Origin of the sequence: Nocardia sp. NRRL S-836, assembly GCF_001279525.1 — a bacterium.
Lineage (GTDB): Bacteria > Actinomycetota > Actinomycetes > Mycobacteriales > Pseudonocardiaceae > Lentzea.
Window position 1 is genome coordinate 45193 of record NZ_LGDY01000127.1, and the last position, 15515, is coordinate 60707.

A 15515-nucleotide genomic window follows, 5' to 3' on the forward strand; every position below is an offset into this window, starting at 1 on the left:
CGGTAATCATCTATCGAAAGTCAATCGGTAGTGATCGTGTTGCAACAGGTCTCTACAGTGATCGCCGTGGGACTGCGTGAGCGCAAGAAGACCGAGACCCGAGCGGCGCTGTCGGCCGCCGCACTGCGCCTCGCCCTGGAGAAGGGCGCCGACAACGTGCGGGTGGACGAGATCGCGGAGGCGGCGAACGTCTCCCCGCGCACCTACAACAACTACTTCGCGAGCCGCGAGCAGGCGATCGTCGCGGGCATCACCGCCACGAGGGCCCTGCGGGTGGCCGACGAGCTGCGGGCCCGGCCGGCCGACGAGCCGCTGGTCGACTCGATCGTCGCCGCGTTCGCCGAGCAGTACCGCGAACCCCCGTCCGAGGCGCTCGCCCTGATCACCTCGACGCCGTCGCTGCGCGAGGCCTACCTCGACTCGGTCTCCTCGATGGAACCGCCGATCGCCGAAATCGTCGCGGCCCGCCTGGGCAAGGACCCGCTCGGCGCCGCCGTCCTGGCCGCCGCCGTGTCCGCCGCCGCGCGGATCGCCGTGCGGCGGTGGGTGGACGTGCGGCCGTCCGGACTGGTCGTGGTGCCGGCCGCGCCGATCGAGGCCCTGCTGCGCGAGGCGATCGGCCACCTCGCGCCCGCACTCACCTGAGCTCGTCGCGCAACACGCACATCAGCAGCGCGTCGTGCCACTCGCCGTCGCGGTAGAACGACTGCCGGAACCGCCCGTCGACCTGGAAGCCGACCTTCTTGTACGACTTGACGGCGCGCTCGTTCGCCTCGACGACGCCGAGCTCGATCGAGTGCAGCCGCATGGTGTCGAACCCGTACCGGCAGGCCGTGCGCAGGGCGTCCGTGCCGTAGCCGCCGCCCCAGTGGTCCTTCTCGCCGATGTAGATGTCGACCTCGGCCCGCGCGCTGACCGGGTCCGCGTCCCGCAGCACGACGACGCCGATGAGCTTGCCCTCCTCCAGCGTCTCGATGCAGAAGGTGACCTTCTCCTGCGAGTTCTCCTGACGGTCGGCGAAGCGCTTGCGCGTGGCCGCCAACGACGTGTGGTAGTAGCTCTGCAACCAGCGCACGACCTCCTCGTCGTTGTGCCACCGGTAGAACGCGTCGGCGTCCTCCGGCTCGACGGGACGCAGGCGGACGAGGTTTCCGGTGAGCACGTTCAGGGCCTCCAGTCGGATCGGACGACGCCGTCGTCGTCGGGTAGCACCGCCGCGAGCAGCGGGTGGTGTTCGTGCGCGTAGAACGAGTTCGCCATCGCACCGCGGGCCTGCGCCAGCCGCAGGTAGAGGTCGAGGTGGTCCTCAGAGCGGGCGAGCGCCTTGCGGAAGTGGCCGTCGCGGTCCTCCCACACGAGGACGTACATGCGGTCGTCGTCGTCCCGGATGGTGCGCAGGACCTCCTGGACGTCGACGTCCAGTTCGGGCCACACCAGCAGGCCCGCCCGTGGCGTGAGGTGCCGCCTCAGCTCGCCGAGCTCCCCGGTGCGCAGCCGGTGCCAGCGTTCGGCGTTGCGGACACCGACCTCCTCCAGCAGCACCGAACCGCGCTCGCCGACGAGTTCGGCCACCTCGCCCCAGAACGCCTCGTCGGCAGGCCGCGGCGGGTCGTCGTCATCGTCATCAAGGCTCCACATCGCGTCACCGGCCGGAATGGCGAAGAGGCCGAGCGCGCGCGCGTTCCACGGCCTCGCCACAGGGCTCGGAACTGCCGATGTACATGTACTGGTCGTAACCGACCCGCACGAGGAACCGGTCCGCGACCTCAAGGCGGCACCACGCGCCGTTGTCGCGCAACATCGCCCTGACCAGCGCGACGCCGGTGCTGAGCGGCACCCACGCGCCGTCGTGGAAGCCGGTCAGATCATCCGGGAACAGCCCGGCGAGTCCGTGTCCGGGGATCGGCGCCTCCAGGCCGAAGTTGACGAACCCCGTGACCTCGGGGTCGCGGATCGTCAGCTCGGTGACCCCGCATACCTCGGCGAACGCCTCGACGGCCGCGAGGTAAGCCGCCTCCTTGGGGCCGTGGTCGCTCAGCGAGTCCTCGGGACCTTCGTACCCGGACGAGCCGTAGTCGTCCGGGTCGTACTTGGTCACGGTGTAGCCGTACGGGAGCACCCGCGCAGGTTAGGAGCCGCCCAGCACGTCACGCGAGCCGATATTCGGCCTGCGCGCGAACGGCAGCGGCGGCGTCTCCGGCGTGTCCACCCGCATCAGCCCCGCCGCGATCGCCACCGCCCGGTCCCACTCCGGGTCCGAGGTGTAGTCGGAGTGCGCCGACACCCCCGACCGCCAGCGCCGGCCGGGGAAAGGTCCCCGCTGCGGGTCCGGCAGCCAGTGGTCGCCGCCGAGCACGAGCGCACCGGTGGGCCCGCGCAACGCCGGTGCCAGTGCGCCCTCCGAGCCGTCCTCGCGGTAGCCGACGCCGAGCAGCATGCCGTTGAATACCTGCCGCCGCCACGTCATCACCGCGCCGCCCAGCGGGTCCGTGCCGCGGCACAACGCCCGCCAGCGCCCGTCCAGCCCACCGGCCAGCCGGGCCAGCGACGCGTGCGGCACCACCGCCGGGAACGCCCGCGGGTAGGCCCACTGCAGCTGGGAACCGGCGGTGACGAGCCCGATGCGTTCGCGGTCCTGCGGCGGCAACGACTCCAGCAGCCGCGCGGCCGCGACGGCGACGAGCAGCGAGCCCTGCGAATGTCCACAGAGGACCACGCGGGTGCCGGGGTCGCGCAGGTGGTCCTCGACCCGTGACACCAGCTCCGGCACGACCTTCAGCGCGTAGCAGGGTGGCACGATCGGGTGCGCCTCGCGCGGCCAGAACTGCGCGATGTCCGCGATGATCCCGAGCCGCCGCCCCGACTCCGGCTGCCGCGCCGCCAGGTAGACCGCCCGCAGCAACGACACGGCCAGCAGGCCGAGCACGCCGACGCCGAACGCCGAGAACGGCCGGGTCCACGCCGCCAGCGGGACGTCGCGCACCCGCAGCACCGTGGCGATCACGGCACCGATGAACAGCACGGACGCGATGATCAGCATCAGGTGGTGGCTGTGGTTGCGCTCCCAGCGCGCCCACCACCACGCCCGCGTCGCGGCACGGAGGTCGCGCATCCGGCCGGAGTGCAGCAATGACGCCTCGCGCGCCCACAGCTTGCCTCTGCGGAACGCCCGCCAGCGCACCAAGCCCGTGAACGACGCCACCGCGAACGTGCTCAGCAGCCCCAGCGCGCCCGCCACGCCCCACAGCAGCGTGATGTAGCCGTACCCGGCCGGCAGGTCCAGGTGGTCACCGAGCGCCTTGCGCACCGGCAACGCGATCCCGGCACCGAACCCGCCGCCGAGCAGCCCCGCGACCGCGAGGACCGGCGCGGCGAACCAGCCGCCGGCCCACGGCCGCAGCTCGCGCGGCAGCCCCTTCCACGTCCCGCGCGCCAGCACCGCGGCCGGCACCAGCAGCAGCCCGAACAGCACCAGCACGAACGCCATCAGCAGCGCGATCACCTGCACGGTCACGTCCGCGCCGAGCACGCGGTCCGGCAGCTGCTCCTGAAGCCCGAGCGTGACCAGCACGAGCACCGCGGTCAGCACCAGGAACACCCGGCGCGGCCCGCGCGACAACGCCGCCCGCAACCACCGCCCGCCGCGGTGGGGAGCACCGCCCGTCGGGTCGTCGATCAGCAGCGTGCCGAGCATGCAGAGCCCGATGAACACCATCGCCGCGACCCACGCGACCGTGATCGCCACCTCCATCGGCCCGGTGGCCGTGAGCTGCTTCAACGGGCCGCCCAGCGCGATCAGCGCGGCCGTCGCCAGCCCCATCACCACGTGCAGCGAGCGCAACGCGGGCGTGTCCGGGTCGGTCGCCACGTGCGCACCGGGCAGACCGGAGGACGGCTGGCGCTCCTCCTGCTGGGCCTCGGCGATCTCCCGGCGTTCGATGCGCCACTCGACGTGCGAGATCCGGCGCATCACCGACACCAGCACGACGACCGGGAGCAGCCCCAGGGACGTCCGGAACCAGGGAAAGGCCCGCACCTCGGCCGGGACGCCGGTCAGGCAGTCGGCACCGGGCCGCAGGCACTGGCCGGCGAGCAGGTCGAGGCTCACCACCGAGACCTGGGCGATCAGCAGTGCCGTGAGGAGCAGCGCGAACACCCGCAGCAGCGACCGCAGCCCCAGCCCCAGCAGGTGCGCGGGCAGGTTGCGCTCCGGCACGGGCGGCAACATCCAGTGCGCGACGTTCGCGATGCTGAACGGGAAGAGCAGCGCCCACGTGGCCTTGGCCACACCACCGGACGTCATGCCACCCCACAGGTAGCCCTCGACCACGCGGGGCACCGACCGCGACTCCGTCTGGAGCACGGGCCCCGGCGCCGGTCTGCGGAGCCGGTCGGCCGGACGCACGATCCGCCCTAGCCCGTCTCCCGCAACGTCCACGGCAGCGACGGCGTCGACCAGCGTCTGCGGCGTCGTCCCCTGCACGCCGTGCACCCGCAGTTCGACGACCCGTGTGTCCGGGCCCGTGATGAACACCCGAGACCTCCCTCACCCAACGTGGGGGTCATAGTGGTGCATTGTGGGAGCGGTATGGTCGCACGACACCCTCTCTGAAGTGCCTTGGAGGACTTCGCAAATGACTGCGGACCGCTTGCAGACCCGCAACGGCATCGACTTCGCTGTGGCCGACCTGTCACTCCACGAGTTCGGTCGCAAGGAGATCCGTCTCGCCGAGCACGAGATGCCCGGCCTCATGGCGTTCCGCCGCGAGTACTCCGGTGTGCACCCCCTGAAGGGCGCCCGCATCTCCGGCTCGCTGCACATGACCATCCAGACGGCCGTGCTCATCGAGACGCTGGTCGACCTGGGCGCCGAGGTGCGCTGGGCCTCCTGCAACATCTTCTCCACCCAGGACCACGCGGCCGCGGCCGTCGTCGTTGGCCCCCACGGCACCGAGGAGGAGCCCAAGGGCGTCGCCTGCTTCGCCTGGAAGGGCGAGACGCTGCCGGAGTACTGGTGGACGTGCGAGCAGATGCTGACCTGGCCCGACGGCAAGGGCCCGAACATGATCCTGGACGACGGCGGCGACGCGACGCTGCTGGTCCACAAGGGTGTGCAGTACGAGGCCGCCGGTGTCGTCCCCGCGGCCACGGAGGACGACTCCGAGGAGTGGACGATCGTCCTCGACACGCTCCGCGCGTCGCTGGAGAAGGACGGCAAGAAGTGGACGAACATCGCCGAGGGCATCCGCGGCGTCACCGAGGAGACCACGACGGGCGTCATGCGCCTGTACCAGCTGGCCGCCGCCGGTGAGCTGCTGTTCCCCGCGATCAACGTCAACGACGCCGTCACCAAGTCGAAGTTCGACAACCGCTACGGCATCCGCCACTCGCTGATCGACGGCATCAACCGCGGCACCGACGTCCTGATCGGCGGCAAGGTCGCGGTCGTCTGCGGCTACGGCGACGTCGGCAAGGGCTCCGCCGAGTCCCTGCGCGGCCAGGGCGCCCGCGTCATCGTCACCGAGATCGACCCGATCTGCGCCCTGCAGGCCGCGATGGACGGCTACCAGGTCGCGCGCCTGGAGTCGGTCCTGCCGATCGCCGACATCATCATCACGACGACCGGCAACAAGGACGTCGTCACCGTCGAGCACATGGCCCAGATGAAGCACCAGGCGATCCTGGGCAACGTCGGCCACTTCGACAACGAGCTGGACATGGCCGGCCTCGCCCGCTACCCCGGCATCCGCAAGAACAACATCAAGCCCCAGGTCGACGAGTGGATCTTCCCGTCGGGCCGCACGATCATCGTGCTGTCCGAGGGCCGCCTGATGAACCTGGGCAACGCCACCGGCCACCCCTCGTTCGTCATGTCGAACTCGTTCTCCAACCAGGTGATCGCGCAGATCGAGCTGTTCACCAAGTTCAAGGAGTACGACAACGAGGTCTACCGCCTCCCGAAGGTGCTCGACGAGAAGGTCGCGCGCATCCACCTGGAGGCGCTCGGCGGCGAGCTGACCAAGCTCACCAAGGAGCAGGCCGAGTACATCGACGTCGACGTCGAGGGCCCGTACAAGGCGGACCACTACCGCTACTGACCGGTCCTGACAGGGGCCTCTCGCGCACGCCGCGGGAGGCCCCTGTTTCATGTCCGACGTGGGATTCTTCGGCACCTATGCCTACGAGAACGGCTCCTGGACGACCCTGTCCGAGGGCGAACTGCCGCCGCTGACCGAACCGTGGCTGTGGATCGACATCCACGACAGCGACATCACCTCGGTCGTCTACGCGCCACCCGGCCCCGGCACCGGCGTCGCCTACCTGGGCCTGACGCCGCGCACGTACTTCGAGAACCCCGGCGCGTCCGATCCCACCGATCCTGTGCGGGAGGCCGCCGGGCTGGCGGCGTGGGCCTCGGTTCCGGCCGAGGAGATCCGCGGGTACCTCGCGGAGGACGAGGACCCGGACGACTTCTCGTGGGACGAGGTGGAGGACGTGGACGCGATCGACGACGGCGAGGTGTTCGTCGAGGTCAAGACGGCGCGGTTCCTGGCGGCGCTGGGGTTGCCGGTGCCGTACGAGCTCAGCTGACGCTCGACACGTTCGCGTAGATGTGCGCGGGCATCGACGCGCTGCCGCGCAGCGGACCTACCGGGGGAAGGAAGCCCAGGGATGAGCTGTGTCTTGGAGGCTTCGTACAAGCACGGCGCCGGCGTACGGCTCCTGCGCGGTGACGATGACATCGACAGCTTCCTGGCCGAACTGCTGGGCGCCGGGCCGGACTACCGGTCAGCGACCATCTACGCCGTGGACGAGGCCGCCGCCGAGGACCCGTCGCACGAACTCGTGATCGGTGTGGACGAGGCCACCGCGCTCGGTGCCGTCCGCTACGCCGGCGACGACGGCGAATGGTTCAGCAAAGGCGAGAAGATCAATCCCGATGGTGTGCGATTCACGTACTACGGCACCGCGCACGAGTACCCCGCCGACTCGGAGGTACCACTCGACGTCGTGCGGCAGGCCCTGCGGGAGCTGCTGGCGAACGAGGGCAAGCGGCCCGAGTGCGTGACGTGGCAGGCGGCTGGCGACTAGCGCTCGCCGCCGCTGACGAACGCCCGCCACGCCTCGACGGTGAACTCCGATGACCTGCGGTCCGGCGAGCGCCGGCCGCATCTCAGGCCTCGGTGACTTCGCGCAGGTGCGGGAAGTCCGCAGGAATCAGCCCGCCGTGGTCGAGGTAAGCGGCCAGCACGGCGCGGACGGTGTCCAGCGGGACCTCGTAGCTCGCAGGGATCAACGTCTCGTGCCCCTGGAAGTCGTACACCCGCACTCCAGTCGCATCAGGCGTGCCCTGAGTCGCGCGCAGCTCGTCCATCCCGCTGATGCGGACATATCCCTTTTCCGCACCGATGCCGGCGTTCACCGTGGGGAATCCGTAGGGGTCCTCCGCGATGGACACCTCCACCAGCGACGGGTACGGCTGGGTCGCGGATCGTGTGCTCACCCGATCGATCAACGCGGACAACTCCTCGTGCGTCTGCACGATGATCGCCGGCTCGCCCAGGCCGTAGTCGCTGTCCGGTTTCTGGTCGTACCAGATCTCGGCGAGTCCCTCCACGACCTGCACAACGCCTCCGGACTCGCGGTTCGCCACATGCTCAGACGGCCACGAACGCCCGCCAGGCCTCGGCGCGTCAGGCTCTCGCAGGGGTACCCCCACCAAGGGGACCCCTTGATTCAATTCTCCCAGACAGCACCGACAATTTCGGGCCGCTCACGCCCGGTGCAGGTTCCGCCCGCCGAAGTGCTGCCGGGCCCGACTGGCGAGATCGGCGACCATCGCTCGTGACTGGGTCTCGTTGAGAGCAACCGCATCCAGCCGCTCGAAGATCGCCTTGCACCCCTTGACACCAGCCTGGTCCTGCACGAACACCTGGGCGATGTCGGACTCCGCGTAGGCGACCGCGCTGCGCTTCTCGTAGTCCCACAGCGTGTAGGCGCCCATGAAGACACCCGCCGGACCACTCGCCGCCGTCACGATCCGGATGACGTGCGTGTTGAAGAGCAGCCTCATCAGCTGGTCTTCCATCACCTCGGCGCTGCCGACCTGGAGCCGCAGAGCGTTCTCGTGGATGAAGAAAGTGCATTGCGGCCGGTCGTGGCGCTGGAGGAGCGTCGTCCGCTCCGAGCGGAAGCGAACCGCCACCTCGATCTGGTCCGGCGGCAGCACACCTCGGGCTTCGTACAAAGCCTGCGTGTACTCCTCCGACTGCACCAGGCCCGGCATGGTCGCCAGGGTGTAGCAGGTGATGCCCTGCGCAGTCGTCTCGGCCATCGACAGGGTCCGCAACTTGCCGGGCGCCTGCACGAAGTACGGGTCGAAGGCGCGGCGATACCGGTCCAGAAACCCCTCGATGAACTCCAGCGACCGCCCACACCTCCCTAGGTACTGGACGAGGTCGATCTCGCTCGCGCGCACCTTCCCGTGCTCGATGTTGGAGACCTTGGCCGGGTCCCACCCGAGCATCCGCGCGATCCTGCGCGCGTGGAACGTGGTGTAGCGCTCGCGGACCTGCCGCAACTCATCGCCCAGGTCACGGCTGTACGGAGTGGACGGATCGCCGTTCATGGGACTCGACGTTAGGCGTTGTGCGAAGAACATCACCGGCCCCGAACGGGTGCACTTACTCGGTTGACGTGCGAGGTTGACTGAGCGGGTGCTCACGACCCTCATCGGCCGGACCCTGCGCGTGCCCACCTCGACCGGGGCCGTCGGTGACGGCCGGGCGGAGGCCAGGCGGTTGGACGCGGCGCTGGTGCAGGTGGGGTTCAAGGCGTCGAAGGAGCTCGTCGAGCACGTGGCGGGTCTGCGGAACCCGGCCGCGTACACCCGGACGATCGTGGACGCCGTCCGCAGGCTCGTCGGGGACGACGTGCGGCACAACCCCTACTTCAAGGACTTCCCGCACGGCGTGCCGGACACCGTCGAGTTCTGGGCGCACTGCCTGCGCGACGCGCTCCTCAAGAACGTGCCCGCCGACGAGATCGCCGCGAACGGCGTGCTCAACCTGCTCGCGTTGCCGGAGTACGGCACCCGCCGGCACACCTACGAAGAACTCCTCCAGGCGCACGACGCGCTGATCCCGTCCGTCAAGGACCGCGTCACCGTCCTGCACCTCGGCGGGACGGAGGCGGAGGAGACGCGGCGCCTCTACCTGGAGCTCGCCACCAGCTCCACCCCGCTCAACCCCGCCGACCTGGAGCTGCTCGGCGAGCTGGCGCAGCAGACGAACGAGTGGCCGGTGGTCATCCCGGTGCGGGAGAACCGGGCCGTCATCAACGCCGCGCGGCTGGTCCGCGGGCTCGCGGTGCGCGTGGACACCGTCACCGACGTGCTGCGGCTGGCGTGCCGGGCGTCCGGCGGCGATGTCACGCTGGTGGAGCCGACGCGGTTCCGGTCGTTCTGCCGGCCGGAGCGGCGGCTCGTCATGGCCGCGCTGGACGAGGTCGTGGCGGAGAACCCCGGCAAGCTCGGCGACGTGCGGCAGCGCCGGGAGGCGTGGAAGCGGCTCGGGGAGCGGGTGCACCCGCACGAGTACCGGAACCTGCCGCACGCGCAGGACGTGTTCGCGGTCGCTCGCGGGAACAAGGTCGTGCGGTCGTTCGCGGGCCGGGCCGAGCTCGCGTTCTCGGACGGCGACATCGCGCGTGCCACCGAGATCCTGAAGCAGGCGCCGGGCATGTTGCTCCGCCAGGTGGACCGGCTGCTGCGCAACGCGTCCGAAAAGGACGTTCCCCTTGTCGTCGACGCCGTGCGGGAAGCCGTCCCCGCGGTGTCCGGCCGCGTGCTGTGCTCGTTGTTGCAGCACCTGGAGAACCGCGAGGAGCCCGAGGCCGCACGGGTGTTCGCCACCCGGCACCGCAGGGCGTGGATCACGTACGACACCCGGATGCCGCTGGCCTGCGACGTCGTGCGGGAGCTGACCGCGGTCCTGGAGGACGAGCTGGTCCGCCGGCTGCCGGAGGTGGCGGAGCTGACCGTGGCCGACGAGGTGCGCGACGTCGTGCTCCCGTTGTCCGGCAACGCCTCCGAGGACGGCTTCGGCGTGCTGCCGCGCGGGTCGAAGGTGCGGCTGGAGGGCGATCTGCTGCGGTTCTTCGTGTATTGGAGGGAAAAGGCGCGGTCCACCGACTACGACCTGTCCGCGGTGCTGCTCAACGGCAACTTCGACCACGCCGGTCAGGTGTCGTGGACCAACTACGAGCAGGGCGGCGCGTACTACTCGGGCGACCTCACGAGCGCGCGCGACGGGGCGACCGAGTTCATCGACGTGCCGCGGCGGGCGGTGAAGGCGAAGTTCGTGGTGCCGCAGGTGAACATCTTCGGCGGCGAGGGGTTCACCGAGGTCGCCGAGTCGATGTTCGGGTTCATGTCACGGGAGCTGGACCAGCGCGGCAGGCCGTTCGAGCCCAGCACGGTCCGCGCCCGCAGTGCGATGCGCGGCTACGGCAACGTGGCGGTGCCCGTCGTCTTCGAGCGCACCGACGACGCGTGGGTCGCCACGTGGCTGCACCTGTACCTGCGCGGAACGCCGTGGGCGAACCGGGTGGAGGACAACCGCGACATCTCCCGGCAGCTCGCGCGCGGTGTGTTGAGCCGCAGGTACTTCACGGTCGGGCGGCTCGCGGGGCTGATGCGCCGGAAGACCGCGGTGGACGGTCTGCGGCTGCACGTCGACCTGACGAACGTCGACCAGCTGGACAAACTGCTGGAACCGATGGGCTGAACGCGCTAGCGTGAAGCCCGCGAGGCCATGAGAGGGCTTCCTTCTCACACTCCTGGAACTAGCCCTCTCGCTTTCCTCGCGCCCAGCTCCGGGGAGGTGTGTCCGCGGACCGCGCGGACCACATCGCCCGGCGTGTCTTCTGGGGCCACCCCAGACCCCGGGTTTCTAACTCCACTCGACCGCGATGCCCGCGATCCCCGGCCCGACCTCGCTGAAGTAGGCGCTCACCACGCCGCCGAGCCCGCACACGAGCTCCTCGACGTCGACCGGCGTGGCCTCCGGCGAGGCACGGAACTGCTTCATGCACCGGGCGGGCATCGCGCGCCGGTGGAACGACAGCTGCACCAGGTACGAGCCGCACGTGTCGCGGAACGTGCGGTGCGTGCCGGGGGTCGGGCCGCCGGTGTCGTCGACGATGGTGAAGCTGAAGACGTGCTCCTCACCGGCCGCGAGCCTGCGGTCGAAGAGCAGCTCCACGGCCAGGTTCCGGGAAGCGCTTTCCCGCCGCAGCCGCCCCTGCCGGCAGCCCTCGCCGGCGCGCACGAGGGCGTTGTCGATCATGGCGCCGTCGTCGCCCTGGTGGACGGCCAGGTAGCGGTCCGGGCCCTGGCGCAACGCGCGCACGACCAGCCGTGTGGTGATGGAGCGTTGTTCGCGGTGCATGCCGATCTGCACGGTGTCGTGCACGGACAGCACTTCGAGCTCGGCGTTGCTGCGTGCGGCCTCGGGCACCGAGCCGAACGAGGCGAGCAACGGCGCCGAGTCCGGCCAGGTCGGCACCGGGCGTGGCAGGTAGGTGTTGGCGGTGCGCGGGCCGATGAGGTCCAGCAGCGACGACGGGGGCAGCCGCAGGACGGACTCCAACGCGCGCACGGTGCCGATGGCGCGCGGGACCTCGGGGTGGCGCAGGCCGCGCTGCCAGTACGAGAGCGTCGACTGGCCGACCTGGACACCGAGTTGTTCGAGGTGGGCGCGCAGCCGTGCGAGCGAGAGGCCCCGGTGGGCGATCGCCTCGCGCAGTGCGCGGTGGAAAGGCCCGTAGCGCAGCGTCTCGGCGAGCGGGGTCGGCAGACCCCCGGTCGGGGTACCGATCGGTTCGTCGACCGATTCGGCGTGCCCGGATTCCGCGGCCACCGCGGCACCTACCCTTCACACGCGCCGTGTGACTGTTCACCGTAGTCACTCGTTCTGGTGATCGAAAGATCGGATTTCGCCCGTGTGGGGGATGCCCTGCGGCCGTGTGAGTGGCCGGAACCGGTCCCGTAGGGTTCGTGCGTGGGAAAGCTCGTAGTGATCGAAGGCCTCGACGGGGCCGGCAAGCGCACCTTGGCGAACGGTCTCATCGCCGCTCTCGAAGCCGAGGGCAGGACCGTGACCAGCCACGCCTTCCCGCGCTACGGGCTGAGCGTGCACGCGGACCTCGTCCGTGACGCCCTCTACGGCAACATCGGCGACCTCAGCGACTCCGTCTACGGCATGGCCGTGCTCTACGCGCTGGACCGGCGCGGGGCGGCTGACGAGATCCGCAGAGACCTCGCGGAGCACGACGTGGTGCTGCTCGATCGTTATGTCGCCTCCAGTGCCGCCTACAGCGCCGCGCGGCTGCACCAGGACGAGCACGGCGAGTTCGTGCGGTGGGTCCGCGAGCTGGAGATCGAGCGGTTCGGGTTGCCCGTTCCGGACCTGCACCTGCTGCTCCGCGTGCCGGTCGAGGTGGCCGCCGAACGCGCGGCCCGGCGCGAGCAGGACGACGTGTCTCGCGCGCGAGACATCTACGAGTCCGATGGCGGTCTGCAGGCCAGGTGCGCGGCCGTTTACGACGGATTGGCGAACGTCGGGTGGCTCGCGCCGTGGCAATTGGTGGACGGTCGGTCAAACGTGAACTTTAGTTCGCTTTTGGAACGGCTCTTCACTCCTTGAGTGGTCGCTCACGTGCGTACCCGTTGACACGATCGTGTGACGGTACGTAACTGTGAGTGAATAGGAGTGCACAATTTGAAGCGTGTCCTGCAGCGCCCCCCGGTCGGGGTCGCCCGTACGGCGGTCCTGATCGCTGCCGCCCGCGCCAACGAGCAACGCCGGCTCCACCGCCTGTTCGACGACCCGCTGGCCGAGGGGCTCGTGGCTGCCGCCGGCTCCGCGAACGACCTCAACGGCGTGCGCACCCTCGCCGGTGACCACTTCGTCCTGCGCACCCGCTACTTCGACGACCAGCTGCTGGTCGCGGCCCAGCCCCAGGTCGTGCTCATGGCCGCCGGTCTGGACACAAGAGCGTTCCGGATCGACTGGCCGCCGGGGACGACCGTCTACGAGCTCGACTTACCCGGCCTGCTGGAGTTCAAGGACGACGCGCTGCGCGACCTGGGTGCCGAACCCACCTGCGAGAGAGTTGTCGTCCCGTGCGACCTGCGCGACGACTGGGCGACCTCGCTGATCCACGCGGGGTTCGACCCGAAGAGGCCCACGGCGTGGTTGCTGGAGGGCCTCTTCATGTTCCTGCCGCCGGTCGCCGGTGAGCGGATCATGCACTGGGTGAGCGCGCTGTCCGCCCGCGGCAGCACGCTGGCGCTCGAACACGTCAACCGCGCGTTCCGCGAGCTGCCGCAGATGAAGGCCGTGCAGCAGCGGTTCGACACGATGGACGCCGGCTGGTGCTCCGACGTGGAGGACCCGGTGGCGTGGCTGAGCGGGCACGGCTGGCACGCGACCGTGACCCACCAGGTCGACCTCGCCGCCCGCCACGAACGCCCGGTGCCGGCGATCACCGACCCGCGAGAGGTGGGTGACGCGCGCATCTGGCTGGCCTCGGCCGTCCGCACGGCCTGACACCACGAGGTAACGAAAGGTGACCGTCGCACGGATATGCACGCGACGATCAGGCCAAATCGGGCGAGGTGGGGCACGTGGAACGAGGGTTCCGGCCGGTTACCGAACGAGCGCACACCGCCACCAGCGGCAACGGAACGTGGGTGGTGCGCGAACGCGCGACCGGCAGTGCAACGATGTTAAGCATGAAGGCACGCGTGCTCGTCGTCGATGACGACCCCGCCCTGGCGGAGATGCTGACGATCGTGTTGCGCGGGGAGGGTTTCGACACCGCGGTGGTCGCCGACGGTGCTCGTGCCCTGCCCGCGCTGCGCGAGCTCAAGCCCGACCTCGTGCTGCTCGACCTGATGTTGCCGGGCATGAACGGCATCGACGTCTGCAAGGCGATCAGGTCCGAGTCGGGCGTGCCGATCGTGATGCTCACCGCGAAGAGCGACACGGTCGACGTGGTGCTGGGCCTCGAGTCCGGCGCGGACGACTACGTGGTCAAGCCGTTCAAGCCCAAGGAGCTGGTGGCCCGCATCCGGGCGCGCCTGCGCCGCACGGAGGCCGAGCCGTCCGAGGTGCTGCAGATCGGCGACCTCACGATCGACGTCCCCGGCCACGAGGTGCTGCGCGAGGGCAAGCCGATCCAGCTCACGCCGCTGGAGTTCGACCTGCTGGTCGCGCTGGCCCGCAAGCCGCGCCAGGTGTTCACCCGCGAGGTGCTGCTGGAGCAGGTGTGGGGCTACCGCCACGCCGCCGACACGCGGCTGGTGAACGTCCACGTGCAGCGGCTGCGGTCCAAGGTGGAACGCGACCCGGAGCACCCCGAGGTGGTGTTGACTGTTCGTGGTGTCGGGTACAAGGCCGGCCCTCCGTGACAGGTGACGCATGAAGTTCGTTCGGCCGGTCGCCGCCAAGGCGCAGTTCCTCGTCGAGGAGGCGCGGAAGCGGTGGACCGCGTTCGGTGACCTGTGGCGGCGTTCGCTGCAGCTGCGCGTCGTGGTGTCCACGCTCGCGCTGTCGTCCGCCGTGGTGTTCGTGCTGGGCATGGTGCTGCAGATGCAGATCACCAACCAGCTGCTCGCCACGAAGGAAGAGGCGGCGGTGCGCCAGGCCAAGGCGTCGCAGCTGCTGATCCAGTCCGACCTGGTGGGCCTCAACCCCGGTCCGGACAGCGTGCAGACGCGGTTCACCAGCGCGATCAACAAGCTGGCCGTGGGCAGTGCCGGCACGGACGCCTCGACCGCGGGCGCCGGTGCGTTCGAGCCCGTCCTCGCCGACGGGCTCGCGTCCAACAGCGCCCGCGTGCCGTCCGTCGGGCCGTTGGACGACGTGCCGCGCGGCCTGCGCGAGATGGTCGAGAACGGCGGCGAGGGCACCCAGATCCACACCGTGCAGCGTGGCGGGCAGCCGACCACGCTGTACGTCGTCGGCCTGCCGATGAGCACGACGGCGCGGTCGATGCAGCTCTACCTGATCTTCCCGCTGGCCGCGGAGCAGAGCACCGCCGAGGTCGTGCAGTCGACGCTGGTGGTCGGCGGCATCGTGCTGCTGGCGCTGCTCGCGCTGATCGCGAACCTGGTCACGCGGCAGGTCGTGCGGCCGGTGCGGCAGGCGGCCGAGGTCGCGGAACGGTTCGCCGACGGCACGTTGCACGAACGCATGCACGTCGTCGGCGAGGACGACGTGGCGCGGCTGGCCGAGTCGTTCAACGAGATGGCCGAGTCGATCCAGGCGCAGTTCAAGCAGCTGGAGGAGTTCGGCCAGCTGCAGCGCCGGTTCACCTCGGACGTGTCCCACGAGCTCCGCACACCGCTGACGACCGTGCGCATGGCAGCAGATGTCCTGCACGCCTCCCGCGAACAGTTCCCCGCCGGTCTCGCGCGGTCCACCGAGCTGCTGGTCGACGAGCTCGAC

General features: G+C 70.1%; 16 protein-coding genes. 9 read left to right on the forward strand and 7 right to left on the reverse strand.

Annotated elements, in window-relative coordinates; translation table 11 throughout:
- The first annotated feature begins 66 nt into the window (after positions 1–66).
- A complete protein-coding gene (locus ADL03_RS35400) occupies positions 67–645 on the forward strand; it encodes a TetR/AcrR family transcriptional regulator (protein ID WP_231642674.1) in 579 nt (192 codons plus the stop codon).
- On the opposite strand, the gene ADL03_RS35405 is transcribed toward ADL03_RS35400, so the two are convergent.
- From ADL03_RS35405 to ADL03_RS35420, 4 genes are read right to left on the reverse strand one after another with little or no spacing between them, the layout of a single operon-like run.
- Positions 638–1162: a GNAT family N-acetyltransferase gene (locus ADL03_RS35405; protein ID WP_053737969.1), complete on the reverse strand. Its 525-nt coding sequence runs from the start codon at positions 1160–1162 to the stop codon at positions 638–640. The two genes, ADL03_RS35400 and ADL03_RS35405, sit on opposite strands and share 8 nt — an antisense overlap.
- Before the next feature lie 2 nt (positions 1163–1164).
- Positions 1165–1638, reverse strand: a complete 474-nt coding sequence (locus ADL03_RS48965; RefSeq protein WP_197288926.1) for a hypothetical protein — start codon at positions 1636–1638, stop codon at positions 1165–1167.
- A 4-nt stretch (positions 1639–1642) separates the two neighbouring features.
- Positions 1643–2119 carry a hypothetical protein gene (locus tag ADL03_RS48970; RefSeq protein ID WP_053737971.1) on the reverse strand — a complete coding sequence of 159 codons (477 nt, stop codon included), beginning with the start codon at positions 2117–2119 and terminating at the stop codon, positions 1643–1645.
- 9 nt (positions 2120–2128) lie between these two features.
- Entirely contained in the window at positions 2129–4534 is a 2406-nt protein-coding gene (locus tag ADL03_RS35420) for a hypothetical protein (protein ID WP_063798819.1), read from the reverse strand.
- 100 nt (positions 4535–4634) lie between these two features.
- On the opposite strand from ADL03_RS35420, the gene ahcY reads away from it, so the two are divergent.
- The 3 genes from ahcY to ADL03_RS35435 all read left to right on the forward strand — a co-directional run bounded on the left by ahcY (position 4635) and on the right by ADL03_RS35435 (position 7092).
- Positions 4635–6098: an adenosylhomocysteinase gene (gene ahcY / locus ADL03_RS35425; protein ID WP_053737972.1), complete on the forward strand. Its 1464-nt coding sequence runs from the start codon at positions 4635–4637 to the stop codon at positions 6096–6098.
- A gap of 49 nt (positions 6099–6147) precedes the next feature.
- A complete protein-coding gene (locus ADL03_RS35430) occupies positions 6148–6591 on the forward strand; it encodes a hypothetical protein (protein WP_053737973.1) in 444 nt (147 codons plus the stop codon).
- A gap of 81 nt (positions 6592–6672) precedes the next feature.
- Positions 6673–7092 (forward strand): Imm1 family immunity protein, encoded by a 420-nt coding sequence (locus ADL03_RS35435; RefSeq protein ID WP_082373744.1) that lies wholly within the window; start codon positions 6673–6675, stop codon positions 7090–7092.
- 82 nt (positions 7093–7174) lie between these two features.
- Here ADL03_RS35435 and ADL03_RS35440 read toward each other — a convergent pair whose 3' ends face one another.
- Positions 7175–7627, reverse strand: coding sequence for an Imm1 family immunity protein (locus tag ADL03_RS35440; RefSeq protein ID WP_197288927.1), 453 nt, complete (start codon positions 7625–7627; stop codon positions 7175–7177).
- Between the two features lie 147 nt (positions 7628–7774).
- A complete protein-coding gene (locus ADL03_RS35445) occupies positions 7775–8629 on the reverse strand; it encodes a helix-turn-helix transcriptional regulator (protein ID WP_053737975.1) in 855 nt (284 codons plus the stop codon).
- 88 nt (positions 8630–8717) lie between these two features.
- Between ADL03_RS35445 and ADL03_RS35450 the strand changes: the two genes are divergently transcribed.
- On the forward strand, positions 8718–10787 hold the full coding sequence (locus ADL03_RS35450) for a TerD family protein (protein WP_053737976.1): 2070 nt from the start codon (positions 8718–8720) through the stop codon (positions 10785–10787).
- A gap of 165 nt (positions 10788–10952) precedes the next feature.
- Here ADL03_RS35450 and ADL03_RS35455 read toward each other — a convergent pair whose 3' ends face one another.
- Complete coding sequence (locus ADL03_RS35455; RefSeq protein WP_063798820.1) at positions 10953–11921, reverse strand: hypothetical protein; 969 nt, start codon at positions 11919–11921, stop codon at positions 10953–10955.
- A gap of 141 nt (positions 11922–12062) precedes the next feature.
- Between ADL03_RS35455 and ADL03_RS35460 the strand changes: the two genes are divergently transcribed.
- The 4 genes from ADL03_RS35460 to ADL03_RS35475 all read left to right on the forward strand — a co-directional run.
- On the forward strand, positions 12063–12707 hold the full coding sequence (locus ADL03_RS35460) for a dTMP kinase (protein WP_053737977.1): 645 nt from the start codon (positions 12063–12065) through the stop codon (positions 12705–12707).
- A 75-nt stretch (positions 12708–12782) separates the two neighbouring features.
- Positions 12783–13613: an SAM-dependent methyltransferase gene (locus ADL03_RS35465; RefSeq protein ID WP_197288928.1), complete on the forward strand. Its 831-nt coding sequence runs from the start codon at positions 12783–12785 to the stop codon at positions 13611–13613.
- A gap of 185 nt (positions 13614–13798) precedes the next feature.
- Complete coding sequence (gene mtrA, locus ADL03_RS35470; protein WP_053737978.1) at positions 13799–14476, forward strand: MtrAB system response regulator MtrA; 678 nt, start codon at positions 13799–13801, stop codon at positions 14474–14476.
- Between the two features lie 10 nt (positions 14477–14486).
- The coding region (locus ADL03_RS35475) for a HAMP domain-containing protein (RefSeq protein WP_157529582.1) at positions 14487–15515 on the forward strand (1029 nt) is incomplete at its 3' end.

What these genes read in the sequence shown, in the direction of transcription:
- ADL03_RS48965 (WP_197288926.1), bottom strand. Translation starts at nt 1,638, where the DNA reads ATGTGGAGCCTTGATGACGATGACGACGACCCGCCGCGGCCTGCCGAC.
- ahcY (WP_053737972.1), top strand. Translation starts at nt 4,635, where the DNA reads ATGACTGCGGACCGCTTGCAGACCCGCAACGGCATCGACTTCGCTGTG.
- ADL03_RS35430 (WP_053737973.1), top strand. Translation starts at nt 6,148, where the DNA reads ATGTCCGACGTGGGATTCTTCGGCACCTATGCCTACGAGAACGGCTCC.
- ADL03_RS35435 (WP_082373744.1), top strand. Translation starts at nt 6,673, where the DNA reads ATGAGCTGTGTCTTGGAGGCTTCGTACAAGCACGGCGCCGGCGTACGG.
- ADL03_RS35445 (WP_053737975.1), bottom strand. Translation starts at nt 8,629, where the DNA reads ATGAACGGCGATCCGTCCACTCCGTACAGCCGTGACCTGGGCGATGAG.
- mtrA (WP_053737978.1), top strand. Translation starts at nt 13,799, where the DNA reads ATGAAGGCACGCGTGCTCGTCGTCGATGACGACCCCGCCCTGGCGGAG.